The 17,909-nt window shown below is 76.5% G+C and carries 16 protein-coding genes; 10 read left to right on the top strand and 6 right to left on the bottom strand.

Features of this window, described 5'->3' with window-relative positions; all coding sequences use genetic code 11:
* A partial coding sequence (locus ABD160_RS20840) for a LysR family transcriptional regulator (RefSeq protein WP_344025016.1) occupies nt 1–907 on the bottom strand: 907 nt, incomplete at its 3' end.
* Nucleotides 908–1,003: 96 nt separating this feature from the next.
* Here ABD160_RS20840 and ABD160_RS20835 point away from each other — a divergent pair.
* Both ABD160_RS20835 and ABD160_RS20830 read left to right on the top strand, forming a co-directional pair.
* Nucleotides 1,004–1,876, top strand: a complete 873-nt coding sequence (locus tag ABD160_RS20835; protein WP_344025014.1) for an LLM class flavin-dependent oxidoreductase — start codon at nt 1,004–1,006, stop codon at nt 1,874–1,876.
* 98 nt (nt 1,877–1,974) lie between these two features.
* Nucleotides 1,975–2,472, top strand: coding sequence for an L-lactate permease (locus ABD160_RS20830; RefSeq protein ID WP_344025012.1), 498 nt, complete (start codon nt 1,975–1,977; stop codon nt 2,470–2,472).
* On the opposite strand, the gene ABD160_RS20825 is transcribed toward ABD160_RS20830, so the two are convergent.
* A complete protein-coding gene (locus tag ABD160_RS20825) occupies nt 2,466–2,879 on the bottom strand; it encodes a hypothetical protein (protein ID WP_344025011.1) in 414 nt (137 codons plus the stop codon). The two genes, ABD160_RS20830 and ABD160_RS20825, sit on opposite strands and share 7 nt — an antisense overlap.
* 318 nt (nt 2,880–3,197) lie before the next feature.
* Here ABD160_RS20825 and ABD160_RS20820 point away from each other — a divergent pair, with 318 nt between their 5' ends.
* On the top strand, nt 3,198–3,404 hold the full coding sequence (locus tag ABD160_RS20820) for a hypothetical protein (RefSeq protein WP_344025009.1): 207 nt from the start codon (nt 3,198–3,200) through the stop codon (nt 3,402–3,404).
* A 109-nt stretch (nt 3,405–3,513) separates the two neighbouring features.
* Here ABD160_RS20820 and ABD160_RS20815 read toward each other — a convergent pair whose 3' ends face one another.
* Entirely contained in the window at nt 3,514–5,280 is a 1,767-nt protein-coding gene (locus tag ABD160_RS20815) for an L-lactate permease (RefSeq protein WP_344025007.1), read from the bottom strand.
* Nucleotides 5,281–5,388: 108 nt separating this feature from the next.
* Nucleotides 5,389–6,375, bottom strand: coding sequence for a thiamine-phosphate kinase (locus ABD160_RS20810; RefSeq protein ID WP_344025062.1), 987 nt, complete (start codon nt 6,373–6,375; stop codon nt 5,389–5,391).
* 100 nt (nt 6,376–6,475) lie between these two features.
* Between ABD160_RS20810 and ABD160_RS20805 the strand changes: the two genes are divergently transcribed.
* Together ABD160_RS20805 and ABD160_RS20800 are read left to right on the top strand one after the other, a co-directional pair.
* Nucleotides 6,476–6,712: an Lrp/AsnC family transcriptional regulator gene (locus tag ABD160_RS20805; RefSeq protein ID WP_085915679.1), complete on the top strand. Its 237-nt coding sequence runs from the start codon at nt 6,476–6,478 to the stop codon at nt 6,710–6,712.
* A 56-nt stretch (nt 6,713–6,768) separates the two neighbouring features.
* Entirely contained in the window at nt 6,769–7,272 is a 504-nt protein-coding gene (locus ABD160_RS20800; protein ID WP_344025001.1) for a DUF3515 domain-containing protein, read from the top strand.
* Here ABD160_RS20800 and ABD160_RS20795 read toward each other — a convergent pair whose 3' ends face one another.
* Both ABD160_RS20795 and pdxR read right to left on the bottom strand, forming a co-directional pair.
* A complete protein-coding gene (locus tag ABD160_RS20795) occupies nt 7,273–8,352 on the bottom strand; it encodes a D-alanine--D-alanine ligase family protein (protein WP_344024999.1) in 1,080 nt (359 codons plus the stop codon).
* Nucleotides 8,353–8,388: 36 nt separating this feature from the next.
* Nucleotides 8,389–9,744 (bottom strand): MocR-like pyridoxine biosynthesis transcription factor PdxR, encoded by a 1,356-nt coding sequence (pdxR, locus tag ABD160_RS20790; protein WP_344024997.1) that lies wholly within the window; start codon nt 9,742–9,744, stop codon nt 8,389–8,391.
* A 70-nt stretch (nt 9,745–9,814) separates the two neighbouring features.
* Between pdxR and ABD160_RS20785 the strand changes: the two genes are divergently transcribed.
* The 5 genes from ABD160_RS20785 to ABD160_RS20765 all read left to right on the top strand — a co-directional run bounded on the left by ABD160_RS20785 (nt 9,815) and on the right by ABD160_RS20765 (nt 17,909).
* On the top strand, nt 9,815–10,468 hold the full coding sequence (locus tag ABD160_RS20785; RefSeq protein WP_344024995.1) for a pyridoxamine 5'-phosphate oxidase family protein: 654 nt from the start codon (nt 9,815–9,817) through the stop codon (nt 10,466–10,468).
* Between the two features lie 163 nt (nt 10,469–10,631).
* Entirely contained in the window at nt 10,632–11,612 is a 981-nt protein-coding gene (locus ABD160_RS20780; protein WP_425563643.1) for a mechanosensitive ion channel family protein, read from the top strand.
* Nucleotides 11,613–11,624: 12 nt separating this feature from the next.
* A complete protein-coding gene (locus tag ABD160_RS20775) occupies nt 11,625–12,008 on the top strand; it encodes a globin (protein ID WP_344024991.1) in 384 nt (127 codons plus the stop codon).
* 234 nt (nt 12,009–12,242) lie between these two features.
* On the top strand, nt 12,243–13,631 hold the full coding sequence (locus ABD160_RS20770; RefSeq protein ID WP_344024989.1) for a coiled-coil domain-containing protein: 1,389 nt from the start codon (nt 12,243–12,245) through the stop codon (nt 13,629–13,631).
* Between the two features lie 36 nt (nt 13,632–13,667).
* The gene (locus tag ABD160_RS20765) at nt 13,668–17,909 is read left to right on the top strand and encodes a hypothetical protein (RefSeq protein ID WP_344024987.1); all 4,242 of its coding nucleotides are present in this window, start codon (nt 13,668–13,670) and stop codon (nt 17,907–17,909) included.

Here is a 17,909-nt window from a genome sequence, read left to right as displayed (position 1 = left end):
GCCGCCGCGGCGGGGGTGCGGGGGCCGGCCGGGGGTGCGCGCCCTGGTCCTGGAAGGCCGCCAGCACCGCGTCCCGGCAGGTCGTCGTCGCACCGTCCGGCGCGACCACCGAGCCGGTGACGCTCGCGAGCGGGTCCAGCGCGAGCTCGCGGATCCGCGCGGATCCCGACCGCACCGCCCGCCCCGCGGGCAGCAGCGTCCAGCTGCACCGGTCCGCCCCGATCTCGACGACGACGTCGTCCTCGGTCCCGACCTGCCGCCCCGCACCGGACCGCACCCCGGCCGGCTCGACGATCCGGGCCACCGCGTCGTGCCACGGCCGGTCGCCGTCCCGGCAGGGATACCGGAACGGGCCCGCCGCGGCCAGCTCGGCCAGGGTCACCGTGCCGGCCCCGGCCAGCGGGTGCCGGGCGGACACGACCGCGTGCAACGGCTCGGTCCAGGCCGGGCGCACCAGCAGCCCGCGGGCCACCGGGGTACCGCGGACCAGCGCGAGATCCAGGTCGCCGGCCAGCACCGCGTCCAGACGCTCCCGCACCGGCAGGTCGAACAGCTGCACGTCGAGTGCCGGGTTGCGGGCGCGCAGCCGCTCGATGCCGGTCTCGATCCGCGCGGTCAGGCCGGCCGCGGTGCCCAGCCGGAGCCGGGCGGCGGGCTCGTCGAGCACCCGGTGCACCCGGTCCGCCGCGGCCAGCGCCTCGCGCGCCGCGGCGAGCACCCGGTGCCCGGCCGGGGTCAGCCGGACGTGCCGGGACGACCGGTCCAGCAGGGTCGCGCCGAGCTCGCGTTCCAGCAGCGCGACCTGCCTGCTGACCGCCGGCTGGACGATCCGCAGCCGTTCCGCGGCCCGGCCGAAGTGCAGCTCCTCGGCCACCGTGACGAAGTAGCGCAACCCGCGCAGTTCCATGTCCACCCCTCCCTGCCTGCATCGATGCCCAACGCTGATCGCTGCGCGGTCTGTTCCGGTCTGGTTCGCCGCCCGCCGCCCGGGTGGGCTGGACCCATGCGGATCGGAACCTTCCTCGACACCTCCGGCGGACCGGCAGCGGTCCACGACGCGATCGCCGCGGCGGGCCGGCGCGGGCTCGACGCGGCCTGGACGAACCAGCTCCCGGGCAGCTGGGACCCGCTGGCGCTGCTCGCCGGTGCCGGTCCGGACCGCGGGCCCGGCGAGCTCGGCACCGCGGTGACGCTCACCGCCCCGGTGCATCCGGCCGCGCTCGCGGCGAACGCGCTGACCGTGCAGGCCGCCGTCGGCGGGCGGCTGACGCTCGGCGTCGGGCCGGGACACGGGTGGTTCGTGACCGACCAGCTCGGCCTGCCCTACGACGCGGTCGCCGCCCGCACCCGCGAGTACCTGGAGATCCTGCGACCGCTGCTGCACGGCGAGCACGTCACCCACCGGGGCCTCTTCCACACCGTCGACACCCGGATCACGGTGCCCGGCCCGCCGCCCCGGCTGCTGCTGTCCGCGCTCGGGCCGCGGATGCTCGCCGTCGCCGGGGAGCTCACCGACGGCACGGTCGCCACCTGGGTGCGGCCGGACCTGGTCGCCGACCACCTGCGGCCCGCGCTGCCGGACACCGCCCGGATCGTCGTCTCGGTGGTGACCGTGGTGACCTCCGATCCGGACGCGGCCCGGGCCGGGATCGAGCGGACGTTCGGCGCGGCCGCCGACATGCCCGCCTACCGGGCGGTGCTGGAGCGGGGCGGACTGACCCGGATCGCCGAGACCGTGGTCGCCGGGGACGAGGAGACGGTGGCCGCGGAGCTGCGCCGGTTCGCCGACGCGGGCGCCACCGATCTGGTGCTGGTGGCGGCCGGCGAGCACCCGGAGCGGGTACTTGACGTCGCCGACGCGCTCCGCACGCCCTGATTTATCAAGCAACGTTCCATCCTGCAATTCCGCAATGTGGACGTCAGACTCCGATCCGTGACGAAATGGTCAGCGCCGCCCTCTCGTCGGAGACCCTCATGGCCCTCGCCCAGGGCCTCTACCAGCAGGACCCGGAGGCCATCGGCGGCTCCCTGGTCGCGTCCGCGCTGGTGTCGGCACTCCCACTCGCCACCGTCTTCGTGCTGCTGGGCGTGTTCCGGCTGCGCGCCCAGTGGGCGGCGCTGTCCGGCCTGGCGGTGGCGCTCGTCGTCGCCGGGTTCGCGATGCCGGTCGGCCAGGCACTGCTCGCCGCGTCGCGCGGCGCATTCACCGGCTCGGACACCTCGGCGAACGCGCTGTTCGGGTCGCTGCAGGTGACGGCGGCGAACGGGGCCGGGCTGCCGCCGGACCTGCTGGCCGCGGCGAACTCGTCCGGTGGCGTGCTGGGCAAGATGCTGTCCCCGCAGAACCTGACGATCGCCTGCGTCGCGGTGAAGCTGGAGGGCCAGGAGGGCGTGCTGCTGCGCCGGGTGATCGGGTGGAGCCCCGGGCTGGATGCTGCCGTGACCCCGGACGGCGTCCGGCAGGTTCAGTAGGTGCGGCGCCGGTCCCGGCGGGCCGGGCGGCGGTGCGAGCGCCGCCAGGCCGTCGGGCCGGTGGTCCGGGCCTCGGTGGTCCGGGCCTCGGTGGTCCGGGCCTCGGTGGTCCGGGCCTCGGTGGTCCGGGCCTCGGTGGGCCCGGCCCGCCGGCCGGGCGGCGCCGCACTCCCCGCCGGGTCCGGCACGCCGGCGCCCACCACCGGATCAGCCGCATCCACCTCCCGCACCGGCTCCCCGGGCCGCAGCTCCCCGCGCAACGCCCCCAGCTCGGCGCGCAGCGCGAGCAGGTCCCACTTGCGCGCGGTGTCGGCCCGCTGCAGCTGCTCGATCCGCCGGTGTGCGAGGAGCAGCAGCGCCGCGGCGAGGACCCACCCCGCCAGCGCCGCCCAGGCCACACCCGCCACCGGTCCGGCACCCCCGCCCGTCCTCGTCCTGCGACCGTCCACCGTCCCGGTTCGTACGGTAGCCCGATCGGGGCCGGCGACCGGCTGTCCGGGTGAGGCACCGCACGCAGCGCGATCCGGCGGCCGTACTACCCTGAAACGACCAGGCATCGACGCCCGCGCTTCCCCGTGACCACCCGCTCGGCGGGTGTCCCCGCGCGCCCCGCCCGGATCGTGCCGGCGCCCCCGGTCGACGGTGCGCGGGCCGGCACATCGAGGAGGCTGATCGTGCGGCAGACCACCGGTAACGGATCGACCACGCATGGCGATGGAGCGGTCGTGCAGGAGAAGTCCGTGACCCCGTCCAGCCGTCATTTCCCGCAGACCCTCGTCGCCATGGACCCGCCGACCCTGCCCGCGGCGGGCATCACCGCGCCGCCGCCGGAGTTCCGGCAGTTCCCGGCGCCGCAGCGCTCCGTCCCCGGGCATCCGCGGCTGCGCAACCGGCTGCGTCGCGTCCTGCTGTTCTGGCGCCGCGGCGGCTGAGACCGGCCGCAGGCCCCGCAGCGGCGGCTCACATCACGCACGCGCAGACCGGCCCGGTCACCTCGCGGTGACCGGGCCGGCGTGTGTCCGGGGTGGGCGTCAGGTCACGTCAGGTCCGGACCGGCATCGCCCGGCGCAGCCCGACGACGACCGCCGCGAGCGTCACCAGCAGCAGCACCAGCAGCGCGGTGCCGAGGTTGAAGCCGACGCCGTAGATCAGCACGAACGACAGCCCACCGGCCATCAGGCAGTAGTAGACCGTCGGCAGGATCGTCATCCGGATGACGTCGCCCTCCCGGCCGAGCAGTCCGACCGTCGCCGATGCCGCGACGACGTTGTGCACCGTCACCATGTTGCCGGCCGCACCGCCGACCGCCTGGGTGGCGACGACGGTCTCCGGTACGGCGCCGATGTTCTCCGCGGTGGCGAACTGGAACAGCGCGAAGGTCAGGTTCGAGACCGTGTTGCTGCCCGCGACGAACGCTCCGAGCGCCCCGATCCACGGAGCCAGGATCGGCCAGGCGGGACCGGCGACCGCGGCCGCGCCCTCGGCCAGGGTCAGCGGCATGCTCGCCAGGCCGGAGGTGTTGAACTCGGCACCGGAGTTGATCAGGATTCGCACCAGCGGCACCGCGAACAGCAACGCCACCGCGGCCCCGGCGAGCTGGCCGGCCGAGACCGACAAGGATCGGCCGACCTGCCGCCCACTCATCCGGTGCAGCCCGTAGGTGATGAGGCAGACGGCCAGGAACACCCCACCCGGCGAGTACAGCGGCTCCAGTTCCTCCGAGATCCCGGTGCCGAGAATGTCCGACAGGCCGACGGTCACGCCCTGCAGGGCCTCCTTGATCGGCTCGACGGTTCGGGTCAGCACCAGGATCCCGGCGACCAGCACGTAGGGCAACCAGGCCAGCCAGGTGTTCATCCGCGCGCCGGCCACGGAGGTGTCCGGCTCGATGTTGCCGACCCAGCGGTCCAGCCAGCGCTCACGGGGCGGGAAGTCCCAGGTCTGCTTCGGCATCAGGAAGCCGCGGCTGGACGTGAACATCACCAGCGCGAGACCGATCAGGCCACCGAGCAGCGACGGGAACTCCGGCCCCAGCAGTGCGGCGACCAGCACGTACGGCACGGTCATGGCGAACGCCGCGTAGAGCGCGAACGGCCAGATCGAGAGCCCCTCGGCGAAGCTGCGGTTCTCACCGAAGAAGCGGGTCACCAGGCAGACCAGGAACAGCGGGATCAGCGTGCCGGCGACAGCGTGGATCGCGGCGACCTCGAGCCCGATCAGCGACAGGTAACCGGCCTGGTCCAGCCCGAGTGCCGCCATCCGGGCGTCCACCTCGGGCGAGCCGGCGAGACCCTGCCCGACACCGGTCAGCACCGGGGTGCCCGCCGCACCGAAGCTCACCGGGGTGGACTGGATGACCATTCCGACCAGCACCGCGGCCAGCGCCGGGAAGCCGAGCGCGAGCAGCAGCGGTGCGACGACGGCGGCCGGTGTCCCGAACCCGGAGGCGCCCTCGATGAAGGATCCGAACAGCCAGCCGATGATGATCGCCTGTACCCGCCGGTCCGGGCTGATCTTGGTGAAGCCGGCCCGGATGGTGGCCAGCGCACCGCTCTGGGTGAGGGTCTGCAACAGCAGCAGCGCACCGAAGATGATGTAGAGCAGCCCGATGGCGATCACCAGGCCCTCGATCGTCGCGGCCAGGATCGTCGTGGCGTTCATTCCCCACACCAGGGCGCCGATCAGTGCGGCGGCGACGAAGCCCAGCGGCATCGCGTACTTCGCCGGCCAGCGCAGCCCGACCAGCAGGATCGCGACGACGAGGATCGGTGTGAGCGCGAGCAGGCTGAGTACACCCAGGTTGTCCACGGTGACATCTCCTCGGGAGACGGTCCTTTCCGGACAGAAGGCCCGGAACCAGCACGAGTGCACAGGACCTTGTCACCCGGGCGGGCGTATCGCAAGACGTGAGTGGAATCAATATTTCGCGAAGTGGATCCATCCGGCGTCGCCGTCGTAGGGGCGCCCGTCCACCGTGACGCCCGGCCCGTCCTCGCCGGGCGGCTCCACCGTGCCCACCTCGGCCCAGTCCGCCGGCAGCGCCACGTCCTGCGGGAACGTCGCGACGAGCGCGTGGTCCTCGCCACCGGTGAGCACCCAGCGCAGCGGGTCCAGGCCCAGCGCCGAGCCGATCTCGGCCAGTTTCGCCGGAACCGTGAACGCCCGCGACCGCAGCCGCACGGCCACCGCGGAGGCGTGCGCCACATGGGCCAGGTCGGCCAGCAGCCCGTCCGACACGTCGATCATCGCGGTGGCGCCGGCGGCGGCCGCGGCCGGCCCCGCGGCGTACGGCGGGACGGGCACCCGGTGCGCGTTCACCAGCGCCGCGGGCGACCGGAACCCGCGGCCGAGCACGGCCAGCCCGGCGGCCGACCACCCGAGCCGCCCGCAGACCGCGACCCGGTCGCCCGGCCGCGCCCCCGAGCGCAGCACCGGCGACCGGCCCTGCAGCGACCCGAGCGCGGTCACCGAGACCACGATCACCGGCCCCGACGTCAGGTCGCCGCCGACCAGCCCGGCCCCCACCGCCGACGCCTCCGCCCACAGCCCGTCGGCGAGCTGCTCGATCCGGGACGCCGGCGTCTCCGACGGGCAGGCCAGCCCGACCAGCAGCGAGGTGGGCACCGCGCCCATCGCGGCCAGGTCTGCCAGGTTCGCCGCGGCCGCCTTGCGGCCCACCTGCTCGGGGCTGGACCAGTCCAGCCGGAAGTGCACGCCCTCGACCAGGACGTCGGTGCAGGCGACCACCCGCCCGTCCGGGGTCGCGACGACGGCCGAGTCGTCACCGGGCCCGAGCAGGGTGCTGTCCGGCTGGACCCGGCCGGCGGTGACCCGGTCGATCACCCGGAACTCACCCACCTCCCGGAGTGAGACGCTCGCCTCGGAACCGCCCTCGGGCGTGATCGCGGATGGGGACACGGGGGCTGCCTCCGGTAGGTTCGGCGTCCGACATTCCTGCCGTCAACCATCCGGCAGGGCGGCACGTACCGGAAAGGGGCACGCCGTGGTGCAGGCATACATCCTCGTCCAGACGGAGGTCGGCAAGGCCGCCTCCGTCGCCTCCGAGATCGGGGGCCTGCCGGGGGTCATCTCGGCGGAGGACGTCACCGGACCGTACGACGTGATCGTGCGTGCCGAGGCCGACGACGTCGACGAGCTCGGCCGGCTCGTCGTCGCCCGGGTGCAGAACGTCAACGGGATCACCCGGACGCTCACCTGCCCCGTGGTCAAGCTCAACTGATCCGGGCCGTACCCGTGGCAGGGGCCGGGAGCCGACGCATCGCACCGCTCACCGCGGTGGCGGTCGCCCTGCCCCTGCTGCTGGCGGTCGTCGTCGCCGGGCTGGGGATCCACGCCCGGACGACGGCCGGGCCGGACACCGGCCCGCTCGAACTCCCCGCCGTCGCCGCCCCACAGGCGACCACCCCGGCCTGTGCCGCCGTGCTGGACGCGCTGCCCGCCGAGCTCCCCGGCACGGGCGGCCCGATGCCGCCCCGCGAGCTGGACCCGGCCGTGCCGGGCGCCCGTGCCTGGGTGGCGCAGCCGGAGCCGGTGGTGCTGCGCTGCGGCACCGACCGGCCGGCCGAGCTGGGCCCGACCTCGCCGCTGATCGTCGTCAACGGGGTGGACTGGCTGCCGCTGACCGGCGCGCCGGACGCCCGCTCGGACACCTACGCCGTCGTCGACCGGGAGGTGTACCTGGAGCTCACTGCACCGACCGAGACCGGTCCCGGCCCGCTGCAGGCGGTCGCCGACGCGGTCGGCGCCACCCTGCCGATGCAGCCGGTGCAGGTCCGGTAGCTACCGCAACCCGGTCCCCCGCTTCAGCGCCGTCTCGACCAGTGTGGTCAGCAGCTCGGGGTAGTCCAGCCCGGTGACCGCCCACATCTTCGGGAACGCCGAGCTGGAGGTGAACCCGGGCATCGTGTTGACCTCGTTGACGGTGATCGCGCCGTCGTCGGTGACGAAGAAGTCGACCCGGGCCAGTCCCTGCACGTCCAGCGCGCGGAACGCGGTGATCGCCTTCCAGCGCACCGACTCGGTGATCTCGTCGTCCAGCTTGGCCGGGATGTCCAGCTCGGACACGTCGAGGTACTTGGACTCGAAGTCGTAGAACTCGCCGGTGTAGCGCAGCTCGGCGGGCAGGCTGGCGCGGACGCTGCCGTCCGGGAACTCCAGCACCGCGCACTCCACCTCGCGGCCCGGCACGGCTGCCTCCACCAGTACCTTCGGGTCGTGCAGCCGGGCCTGCGCGATCGCGGCGTCCAGCGCGGCCGGGTCGGTCACCCGGCTCACCCCCATCGACGAGCCGGCCCGGGCCGGCTTGACGAACAGCGGCAGCCCGAGCCGGTCGCGGTCGGCGAAGCCGATGTCGGTGCCCGGCCGCAGCACGACACCGTCGGCGACGTCCAGGCCCTCGGCGCGCAGCAGCTTCTTGGCGAACTCCTTGTCCATCCCGACCGCGGACGCCAGCACCCCGGCGCCGACGTAGGGGACGCCGGCCATCTCCAGCAGGCCCTGCACGGTGCCGTCCTCGCCGAACGCGCCGTGCAGGATCGGGAAGACGACGTCGACGTCGGCGAGCACCTCGCCGGCCCGCCCGGCGTCCAGCCGGACCAGGCCGCGCCCGGGCTCCCCCGGGAGCACCAGCGCGGCCGCGGCGCCGTCGACCTCGGGCAGGGTCCGGTCGGTGATCGCCAGCTGCTGCGGGTCGCCCGGGCCGACGACCCAGGCGCCGTCGCGGGTGATGCCGACCGGGATCACCTCGAACCGGTCGGGGTCCAGGTGGGTCAGCACGCTGCCCGCTGAGACGCACGAGATCGCGTGCTCGGAACTGCGGCCGCCGAAGACGACGGCGACCCTGACCCGGTCGGAACTCATGGGCCCCGAGGGTAGGCGGCCCCGCCGGGCGCCCGATCAGCCGGTCAGCCGGGTCAGCGCGGCCCGCAGGTCGGCCCGGGTCCCGGCGGCGTGGCCGACCACCAGCCCGGACGTCCGCGGCGGGCCCTCGTGGTAGCCGGCCAGCCCGCGGACCGTGATCCCGCGCCCGGCGGCCGCGGCGACCTGCCCGGCCTCGGTCCCGGGGAAGCCGCGCAGCACCAGGTGCGCCCCGGCCGGGTCGCCGTGCGCCGTCCAGCCGGCGGCGGCCGCGGCGGCCAGCACCGTGGACCGGCGTTCGCGCAGCTCGCGGCGCAGCCGGCGCAGGTGCCGGGACAGGTCGCCGTGCCGGGCCAGCGCGACGAGCACCCGCTGGCCCGCCGGCGAGGGCCGGGTCCCGGTGCGTTCGCGCAGGTCCCGCCAGGCGGCGAGCACCGGTGGCGGGGCGAGCGCCCAGCCGACCCCCAGCGTCGGGCTGACGATCTTGCTGGCGGTGCCGAGGTGCACCACCGTGTCCGGGGCGAGCGCGGCGAGCAGCGGCAGCGGCGCGACGTCGTAGCGCAGCTCGCCGTCGTAGTCGTCCTCGATGATCAGGAACCCCTCGGCCCGGGCCCGCTCGACCAGCGCCACCCGGCGGTTGGCGGGCATCCGCACCGCGGTCGGGAACTGGTGCGCCGGGGTGACGTACACGGCCGCGCAGCCGGCCGGGACGGCGTCGACGACCAGGCCGTCGTCGTCCACCGGGACGGGCACGATCCGCAGCCCGGCGGCACGCAGCGCGGAGACCGCGCGCCGGTAGCCGGGCTCCTCGACCGCGACCCGGGCGCCCGCGGGCAGCAGCCGGGCCAGCTCGGCGACCGCGGCCGAGGTGCCCGCGGTGGTCAGCACGGCGTCCGGGGTGAGCCCGCGGTGCCGCAGCAGGTGCTCGACGACGGCGGCGTGGAAGTCCGGCAGGCCGTCCGGGCGGGGTGCGTCGTCGGGTTCCGGATCGGCGGCGGCCCGCCAGGCCCGGCGCCACATCGCCCGGTCGAGCGCCGCGACGCAGGGCCGGCCGGGATCGAGCGCCGCCGGGACGCCGTCCCGGTCGGGTGCGCGCACCGCACCGGCCGCCGCGTCGCGGGCGCCGTCGTCCGGGAGCCCGACCGGGAGCGCGGTGACGTAGGTGCCCGAGCCGGTCCGGCCGGCCACCCAGCCCTCGGCGAGCAGCTGGTCGAACGCGGCGGCGGTGACCGTGCGGCTCACCCGCAGCGCGGCCGCCAGCGCCCGGGTCGAGGGCAGCCGGTCGCCGGGCCGCAGCGTGCCACCGGCCGCGGCCGCGCGGAGCCCGTCGGCGAGCTGCACCGCGAGCGGGACGGACGAGCCGCGGTCGAGCGGCAGCGGCGGGACCTCGGACACGAACCGGCCTTTCCGATCGGCGCGGGATTGGCCGTTCCAGGATGCCACTGCACGGCGTCACGCTGGTCGCGTGACGCTCTCCCCCACCGCCCGCAGCACCCTCGGCCGCAAGCCCGATCGCGCCGCCACCGACCGCGCCGAGCTGCACGCCCTGCTCGACGAGGGCCTGGTGTGCCACGTCGGGTTCGTCCGCGACGGCGCACCGGTGGTGCTGCCCACCGCGTACGGACGCGCCGGCGACACCCTCTACCTGCACGGATCCACCGGTGCGGGCTGGCTGCGCACCGACGAGCTGCCCTGCTCGGTCGCCGTCACCCACCTGGACGGGATCGTGCACGCCCGGGCGGTGATGAACTTCTCGATGAACTACCGCAGCGCCGTCGTGCACGGGACGGCCCGGCGGGTCACCGATCCCGCCGCGAAGGCCGACGGGCTGCGCGCGATCGTCGAGCACCTGACCCCGGGCGCCTGGGACCACGCCCGCCGGCCGAACAACCGCGAGCTGGCCGCGACCGCGCTGTTCGCGCTCGACCTGACCGAGGCCAGCGTGAAGCGCCGCTCCGGCCCGCCGTCGGACGGTCCCCCGGACGTCGAGGCCGATCTCGCCTGGTGCGGCGTGGTACCGCTGCGCACCGTGCGCGACGCCCCGCAACCGGCCCCCGACCTGCCGGAACACCACTCGCTGCCGGCCCACCTGGGGGCTGCGGACCACCGGTACGGGTGACGTAGTCTCGGGTCACGCGATCCGCCGGGCACCCCGGCCGGTGACGCCCGGCGAGCGCCGTCCCGCGGGTCGCGCCGACGCAGCCCTCACCGCCCCCCGAGGAGGACGCGTGATCAGCACGGTCATCCCGCCGGTCCCCGCCCCGGGGCTCACCGGCGCCCTCATGCCGCAGTGCACCCAGGACCCGGGGTCCTGGTGCGCCACCCTCTACCGCTGGACCAACAACGACTTCATCGCCCAGCACGCCGACGTGATCGTCGGCCGCACCATCTCGATCACCTCGATCATCCTGATCGCGGTGCTGGTGCGCTGGCTGGCGCACCGCGGCATCGCGCGGATGGTCAACGGCGCCACCAACGGCGCGTTCACCGCGCTCGCCGGGCGGGCCCGCCGGCTGCGCCGCGCCCCCGAGGGCGGCGGCAGCGGCGACGCCCCCGGTGCGCAGCGCCGGATGCAGCGCGCCCGCACCATCGGGTCGGTGCTGCGCTCGATCGTCTCCGCGGTGGTGCTGCTGGTCGCGGTGATGATGGTGATGAACGAGCTCGGCTACCCGCTGGGCCCGCTGCTCGCCGGTGCCGGGGTGCTCGGCCTGGCGATCGGTTTCGGCGCGCAGAACCTGGTGCGCGACTTCCTGTCCGGCATGTTCATGCTGCTGGAGGACCAGTACGGGGTCGGCGACATCGTCGACGTCGGCGAGGCGGTCGGCACCGTCGAGGCGGTCGGGCTGCGGATCACCACGATCCGGGACCTGCAGGGCACCGTCTGGTACGTCCGCAACGGCGAGATCCTGCGGGTGGGCAACATGAGCCAGGGCTACGCCGTCGCCGTGGTGGACCTGCCGATCGCGCACAGCGCCGACGTCGAGCAGGCCACCGAGCTGGCCGGCTCGACGGCGACCACGCGGGCCGCCCAGGACGACATCTCCGGTGACGTCCTGGAGCCGCCCGAGGTGCTCGGCGTCGACCGGATCAGCCCGGAGGGCGTCACGCTGCGGATCACCGTCCGGGTCAAGCCGGGCCGGCAGTGGGCGGTGCAGCGCGCACTCAACGGCGCGATCACCGACGCGTTCGACGACCACGGGATCCCGCGGCCGATGCTGTTCCCGACCGCCGCCCTGGACGGGCGCACGCAGCGGCAGAGCTGAGACCATGACGGCGTGAGTGCACCGCAGAACTTCTACGCCGAGGTGGGCGGCGCTCCGGTCTTCCGCCGGATCGTCCACCGGTTCTACCAGGAGGTCGCCCGGGACGACGTGCTGCGGCCGATGTACCCGGAGGAGGATCTGGGCCCGGCCGAGGAGCGGCTGCGGATGTTCCTGGAGCAGTACTGGGGCGGCCCGCGCACCTACTCCGACCAGCGCGGGCACCCCCGGCTGCGGATGCGGCACGTGCCGTTCACGATCGGCCCGATCGAGCGGGACGCCTGGCTGCGCTGCATGCGGATCGCGGTCGACGAGGAGGACCTCTCGCCCGAGCACCGCGAGCAGCTGTGGAACTACCTCCAGTACGCCGCGCTCAGCATGCAGAACTCCGAGTTCTGATCCGGGCGCGGCGGTCCGCCGACGATCCGGTTCCCTGACACGTTCTGACTGCGACGACCTTGATCGTCACCCTCCGCAACTCCCTGATCCGCCATCCGGCGGCCGATCGGGTGGTGTTCGGCCGCAATCCGGGCGCGAGCCGCCGTGATCGTGACCGAACGCGTCCGATCTCGTTGAACGGGACGCCGCCCCGGGAGGTCGGGCGGCGAGAAGTCACCCGTCTGGGGGTTCATCGTGACCGCACTGCCGTCGCCGTCCGGATCCGCGTCCGGTCCGCAACGTCCCGATCCTGCGCCCGGGTCGTCCCGGCACTCGCACCGTGCCGCCGACGCACCGACCGGTTCCGGCGGCGGCGAGCCCGGCGGCGCGGTGGACGGGGCCTGGTTCGCCGTCGTGCTCCGCGGCTACGACCGCGCCCAGGTCGAGACCCGGCTCTCGGACCTGGACCGGCGGATCCACGACGAGATCCGGCGCGCCGAGGCCGCCGAGCAGGCGCTGTCCGCGGCCCGCGCGCAGAGCCGCAGGCTGCAGCAGCAGGTCGAGGCCGGCGCGTCCGAGCAGGCGGGCTTCGGGCTCCGGGTGGAGCGCGTCCTGGAGGCCGCCGAGCGGGAGGCCGCCGAGCTGCGCGGCCGCGCGGCCGACGAGGCCGAGTCCATCGTCGCCGGCGCCCGCGAGGAGGCCGACGCCGTGCTCGCCCGGGCCCGCGAGGAGGCCGACGAGCGGCGCACCCGCACCGAGGAGGCGCTGCTCGGCCGGGCCGCGGAACTCGACCGCGAGTTCACCGCCCGCCGGACCGCGCTGGACGAGCAGGAGCGCGAGGCCGCCCGCCGGGAGGGCGAGCTCGCCGACCGCGAGCGGGACGCCGCCGAGCGGCTCGACCGGGCCGCCGAGGAGGCCGACCGGCTGCTGGCCACGACCCGCGCGGACGCCGACGAGATCCTCTCCGCCGCCCGCGACGAGGCCGCCGAGACGCTGCGGCGGCTCGGCGAGCGGCGGGCCGGCGTCGCCGGGGACGTCGAGCGCCTCGCCGCGCTCCGCGACGAGGTCCGGGAGGAGCTGTCCCGGATGCGCACCACCCTCGCCGCCGAGCTGGACCGGGAGCCGGTGGCCGCCACCCTGGACGACGCGCTGTTCGGCGGGTCCGAGCCGGGCATCTCCGATCTCTCCGGCGCCGCGCGCCCGGACGGTGGGCGCGGCACCGGGCCCTCGTTCGTCTGGTCGTCCGGCGCCGGGACCGACGGGCTGCCGTCCGCGGTGCGGCCCGATCCGGCCGTCCGGGACCGGTCGTCGTCCGCGACCGGCGACACCTCGGCCAGTACGGACACATCCGGCCTGCCGGGCAATTCGGATGAAACCGACGAAACGGTCGACGACGACACCACCACCGGTACCCTGCTGCTCGGCCCCGGGCGCCGCCCCGGCACCGAGCGGGAGGACGACGCCGAGGGCACCACGATCGGGCAGATCCCGCCGGTGTCGCTGACCTCGATCGGGGTACTCCCGTTCGGTGATCTCGGCGCGGGCCGTGACAACGCCCGGACCTGGACGGACGGCGCCGCAGGCGGGTCCCGCACGCACCGGGGACCGACCCGGGGTCAGGGCCCCGGGCGCCGCTCGCGATAATCAGATCGTTATGTGCACCCGACCGTCGCAGAACGCATGACGTCGGCGCCCGGCCAGCCGGGACGTGACGACGCCGCGGAACCGGACCCTGACGGGCTCGGCGAGGCGATCCGGACCGGCCGCGTCCCCGTGGTCCCGGGATCCCTCGTCGACCTGGTGATGCGGTCGGGTTCCGCACGCTCCCCCGATGCCGGCACCGACGACGCCGCGACCGGTGACGCCGGCACGGCCGATACCACCGGTGTGACCGGCCCGGCTCCCGCTGCGGGGCCGTCCGGCGGGGCACCGGTGGAGACGTCCGCGACCTCCGGTCCGGCGGCGTCCACCGGTTCCGGGTTCGCCGATCTGGTCCGTGGGCGCAACGGTCGCGCCGATGCCCCGGGCGGGGGGTCCGGCGTCGCGCCGGGCGCACCGTCGGTGACCGGCCCGCGGCCGACGCCGTCGCCGCGCCCCGGCCCGGCGGCCGCCGACGTCGCACACGGCAGCGGCCACCGCGACGACACCGGCAGCGGCGATGGCAGCGGCAGCGGCAGCAGCACCGGTCACGACGACACCGGTCACGACGGCCACACCGGCACCGGTCACGACGGGGCCGGTTACGACGGGGCCGGCCACACCGGCACCGAGCCCGCCGCGGCCGACCGGGAGGCGCCGGACACCGACCCGGCCCCCGGCACGCACGGCGACGACCCGTCGCACCACGACAGCACCGGCGGCCCCGGCGGCACCCACAACACCAGCAGCACCGGCAGCACCCACGACACCGGCAGCACCGACGGCACCGACGGCACCGACGGTTACTACGCCGATCTCGGCGACCTCGGTGACGACCCGCTCGGGGTCGGGCCGCTGCCCGACGACGCCGGTGACACCGACGATCCGCTGCACACCCCCGCGGACCGGTTCGCACCGCCGCCGTCGTTCGCACCCGACGTCGACGCCTCCGCGAACGGCACCACCCCCGTCCGCACCGGCCCGATCAGCGCCGAGCGCAGCAGCGCCGACCGATCCGGCGCCGACCCGTCCGGCAACAGCCCGGACGGCGCCACCACGGACAGCCCCGCCACCGACGGCCCCGCCACTGACAGCCCCACACCGGCCGACCGGCACCGGGACACCCCTGCCCCCGGCCACCCGGCCCCCGGCACCGACCCGGACAGCTCGACCGCACCGGCGACGACCGGCCCGGCGGGCAGCAGCGACCACGCGGGCCAGGCCGGACACGACGCAGGCCCCGCGCGCCCGGCAACGACCGGCGATCCCGCAGGCCGGACCCACCCGGCGGAAACCGGCGGCCCGGCGGACTGGACGCGCCCGGCGGAAACCGGCGCCCCGGCGGACTGGACGCGCCCGGCGGGAACCGGCGCTCCCGCAGCCTGGACGCACCCGGCAGAGACCGGCGGGCCGGCAGGCCCGGCAGCCTGGGCACACCCCGCCGGCCAGGCCGACAGCCCGGGCTCCGCGGCGAACCACCCGGACCCGGCAGCCGCCCCGGGCGCCCCCGACGCGCCGGCGGACAGCCCGTCCACCGGCCGGCCGGACGCCGCAGGCAGTTCCGGACCGGCCGGCGCCGGGGACCCGGCCGCGACCCCGGCCGCCGGGCGCCCCCGCATGGGTGGCGACCGGTCCGCTCCCGGTGACGCGCCGCCGACCCAGCCGGCCCCGACCGTGGTGCCCCCGATCGCACCGTCGCCCCGCCCGCTGGACGACGGCGACGCCCCCGCGGCCAGGCCCGTCCGGTCCGCCCGGACCGACGCCCCCGCCACCGGCGGCACGACGTCCAAGCGCTGGCCGCCCCGGCCCGGCACGGACGGCGGCCCGGAGACCGACATCCTGCCGCCCGGCGCGCTGCTCGGGCACTACCCGAGCGCGTCCGCGGACACCGCCGAGCCGGGCGGGCCGACCGCGGACGCGCGGCCGGCGACCCCGTCGTCCGGGGTCCGCCCGACGATGCCCGGCCGCCGCAGGCCCGCCCCGGAGAACGCCGAGCGGGAGTCCGCGCCGCGGCCCCCGATGGGCGGCGCACCGTCCGGTCCGGCGATGGCAGGCCTGTCCGGCAACGACCTGTTCGCCACCCCCGGTGGCGGTGGCACCGGCCGCGGCTTCGGCGAGCTCCCCGGCCGCGCCGCCCGGGACGCCGAGCAGGGCGGCCACACCCGCCGCGACGACACCTCCACCGACGCCGGTCACCGCGGCGACGACCGGCCCGCGGAACACGGCCGGCCGGCCCCGCGCGACGAGCCCGCTCGCGGCGCCCCGGCGCACGGCAGCGGTAGCACCGGGCGGAACCCGCTCCCCACCGACACGACGACCGCCGGCCCCCCGGCACGCCGCGGCGGCCCCGGCCCGACCGGGCCGACCGGCCTGACCGGGCCGACCGGCCTGGCCGGGCCGACGGGGCCGCCCCGACCGGCAGGCCCGGCCGGTGCCGAGGCGACCGGCGGGATGCCGCCCACCGGCGGCAGCACCGGTGCGCAGCCCTACCCGCGGCCCGGTGACCACGCGCCGTGGGCAGCACCGGACGGCCGATCCCAGCACGATCCCGCCCGCCGGGCGCCCCGGCCGGCGGCGTCCGACGCCACCGTGACCATCCCCGCCCTCGACGACGACGGCCGTCCCCGGCACGCGATCACCCCGCCGCCCGGGCGCGGCCCCCGCCCGGTCACCGGCCGGCCCCCGCAGGACGGCCCGGCGCCGTCGTCCCGGCACGGCCGGGACGGCGACGGGACGGACGCCACCGCACGGGTCGCAGCGGTGTCCCCCACGCCGGCCCGCCCCCCGGCTCCCGGACCGGCCCACGAGGGACCGCCACCCGGCGATGCCCCCCGCGCACCGGAGCAGCGCAACGGCACCCCCGCCGCCCGCACCACCGCCGACCCCACCGGCCGCGACGGCAGCACCGGCGGCAACGACGGCAGCGGCAACGGCAACACCGGCAGCGGCACCGGCGGCAGCAGCACCGACAGCACCGACAGCGCTGACAGCACTGACAGCGCCGGGACCGGGAACATCGCGGCCGCTGCGTCGGTGGGTGCCGTGTCGGTCGCCGCGGCCCGCGCCGCATCCGGCCGGGACGGCGCGGTCACCGACACCGGGCCCCGCACCGAGGTGCGGCCGGCCGCCGACCCGGGGTCCGGGTCCGGCAAGCCGATCACCCCGCGCCGCGAGGCGATCATGTCCGCGAAGCCGCGCAACGGCCGCCGCGGGGTGTCACCGGCCGGGCTGGCGATCGCACTCGCGATCGTGCTGCTCGGCACCCTGACCCTGTGGGCGATGTTCTCCCCCGGGTCCGACGGGGACGGCGCCGGCCCGGACCGCGCCGCCACCGAGGGCGCCCCCGCCGCCGGTCTCGGGCCGCGTCCCGACGCCGGCCCGGCCGCGGCGAGCGCGTCCCGGCCGACGGTCCGGGCCACCGTCGGGGTCGGCGCGGAACCGGTCGCGGTCGCGGCCACCGCGGACGGCCGCACGGCCCTGGTCGCGGTGGCCGACGATCCGCGCCTGCTGGTGCTCGACGGCGCCACCGACACCGTCACCGCCGAGATCCCGCTCCCGGCGACCCCGCAGGGCGTGACCACGTCCCCGGACGGCGCCCGGGCGTTCATCAGCCTCACCGGCCCCGAGGGCGGGCAGCTCGCCGTCGTCGACGTGCCGGGGGCGTCCGTCCTCGGCACCGCGTCGACGACCGCCGATCCGGCGGGCGCCGTCGTCGCCCCGGACGGCCGGTTCCTCTACGTGCCATCGCGCACCGACGGCGTCGTCGACGAGCTGGACCCGTACGCCGGGACGGTCACCCGCTCCGTCCCGGTCTCCCGGGACCCGTTCGCGGCCGCCGGCAACGACACCGGGGACCGCATCTACCTCGCGACCCGCAGCGCCGACCAGCTCACCGTGCTGGACCCGAGCAGCCTCACCGTGCTCCGCAGCTATCCGGTGCGCGGCGGCGCGGAGGCCGTCGCGGTGTCCGCCGGGCCGGAGACCCAGGTCGCCGTCGGCGGCCCCGACTCGGACACCGTCACCGTGCTCGATCCGGCCGACGGCCGGGAGATCGCCGGCGTCGAGACCCGGGGCGGCCCCACCGGCCTGGCCTTCGCCCCCGACGGCAGGCACCTCTACGCCGTCACCGACCAGGGCCTGCAGGTGATCCGCACGTCGACCTGGCGGGTGGCCGGCACCACCGACGTCGCGCTGAACCCGACCGCGATCGCCGTCTCCGCGGACGGCCGCACCGGCTGGGTCACCGGCGACGGCGAGGTCAGCGTGCTCGACCTCGGTTCCTGA

This window comes from Pseudonocardia kongjuensis, from assembly GCF_039526905.1.
GTDB classification, from domain to species: Bacteria; Actinomycetota; Actinomycetes; order Mycobacteriales; family Pseudonocardiaceae; genus Pseudonocardia; species Pseudonocardia kongjuensis.
This window is presented reverse-complemented; position numbering and strand designations above follow the sequence as displayed.

Excerpts from the sequence above, each read along its gene's own strand:
- ABD160_RS20835 (WP_344025014.1), top strand. The coding sequence starts at position 1,004 with ATGCGGATCGGAACCTTCCTCGACACCTCCGGCGGACCGGCAGCGGTC.
- ABD160_RS20830 (WP_344025012.1), top strand. The coding sequence starts at position 1,975 with ATGGCCCTCGCCCAGGGCCTCTACCAGCAGGACCCGGAGGCCATCGGC.
- ABD160_RS20795 (WP_344024999.1), bottom strand. The coding sequence starts at position 8,352 with ATGAGTTCCGACCGGGTCAGGGTCGCCGTCGTCTTCGGCGGCCGCAGT.
- ABD160_RS20780 (WP_425563643.1), top strand. The coding sequence starts at position 10,632 with ATGCCGCAGTGCACCCAGGACCCGGGGTCCTGGTGCGCCACCCTCTAC.
- ABD160_RS20765 (WP_344024987.1), top strand. The coding sequence starts at position 13,668 with ATGACGTCGGCGCCCGGCCAGCCGGGACGTGACGACGCCGCGGAACCG.